Genomic DNA, 1,041 nt, shown 5'->3' with positions numbered 1-1,041 from the left:
GCTAGGGAGTGTCTGGTCGATCATGGAAGCCAGCTGAGCAGGGCGGCGAGTTGTAGGGCACCGAGGTAGTTGCGGGCGTGGCGGTCGTAACGGGTAGCGAGTCCTCGCCAGTGCTTGAGCTGGCAGAAGCCCCGCTCGACGACGTTGCGGCGCCGGTAGCGAGCCTTGTCGAACCCGACCGGGCGGCCGCCGCGGGAGCCTCGGCGTGCTCGGTTGGCCTGCTGGTCGCGGGGTTCGGGGATGGTGTGGGAGATCCCGCGCCGCCGCAGCAGCTCCCGGTTGGCCCGAGAGCTGTAACCCTTGTCGGCGAGCACATGCCCGGGCCGGGTCCGTGGCCTACCCGGTCCCGGACGGGTGACCCGCAGCCCGGCCATGAGCTGCGCGAACTGGGTCGTGTCGTTGACATTCCCGGCCGTCACCTGCAGCACCAGCGGGCGGGCGCGGCCATCAACGAGGGCGTGGACCTTCGTCGTCAACCCACCCCGGGACCGGCCTATCGCATGATCAGCGGGCTCGAGGACCAGCGGCCCGACCGGCCCTGCCCGGTGATCAGCGCGGGAATTCTTGTGATTCGACCGAGCCCCCTGTGAGCCCGTCCGGGGACGGGGCAGGCCCGGCGAGGGTGGCAGCGTTGCCACCGATACGGGACGCGGCCGCGCCGTGCTGGTGCACCCGCACCAGGGAGGAGTCCGCGGCGACCAGCCAGTCCAGGTCCGCGCGGGCATCGGAGTCGGTCTGGGCCCGAGCGAGCAGCCGCGCCCAGGTGCCATCCGCGCTCCACCGGTTGAGCCGCTCATACGCGGTCTGCCAAGGCCCGAACCGCTCCTCGGGGATCTCTCGCCATGCGGCACCGGTGCGGTACTTCCACGCGATCGCCTCGATCACCTGCCGGTGATCACGCCACCGCCCACCCCGCCGAGGTGCCCGATCGGGCAGCAACGGCTCCAGCCACGCCCACGCCTCATCGGACAACACGTGACGACCACCCATGACCGCATCCTCACCCGAACCCGAGCCAAGATCCGTCAGACACTCCCTAGG

1 pseudogene is annotated in these 1,041 nt (G+C 70.9%); it reads right to left on the bottom strand.

The features are described 5' to 3' along the window. Positions 1-20 precede the first annotated feature (20 nt). Positions 21-990: pseudogene (locus AC5L35_RS37320) on the bottom strand (IS5 family transposase). Between the last annotated feature and the right edge of the window lie 51 nt (positions 991-1,041).

It is taken from the genome of Pseudonocardia sp. OZ21 (assembly GCF_059359135.1).
This window is presented reverse-complemented; position numbering and strand designations above follow the sequence as displayed.